Consider the following 289-nt stretch of genomic DNA (forward strand, 5'->3'; position numbering starts at 1 on the left):
CAAATATCAGCAGGTCGAACGTCAAGTGAGGGTAAGCCCTCAAAAAAAGGGCGCTTAACGGTGGAATGTGATGAGGCTTGGTCGTTTGTCGGCAGCAAAGGGAACAAGCAATGGATTGGCTCGCCATCAACCGAGACACCCGTGAGATTATTGGCATGCCTGTCGGCGATCGTTCTCGCGGCGGGGCCAGAGCACTTTGGCCATCCTTGCCACCCATCTATCGCCAGTGTGCCACCTGCTACAGCGACTTTTGGGAGGCTTATGAAACCGTGATGCCCAGCCAGCGACA

The 289-nt window shown here is 55.4% G+C and carries 1 pseudogene; it reads left to right on the forward strand.

Annotated elements, in window-relative coordinates:
* A pseudogene (locus JUK32_RS27290) lies at nucleotides 1-289 on the forward strand (IS1 family transposase); the annotation flags it as partial.

Origin of the sequence: Halomicronema sp. CCY15110 (assembly GCF_016888165.1) — a bacterium.
Taxonomy (GTDB): Bacteria; Cyanobacteriota; Cyanobacteriia; order Phormidesmidales; family Phormidesmidaceae; genus Halomicronema.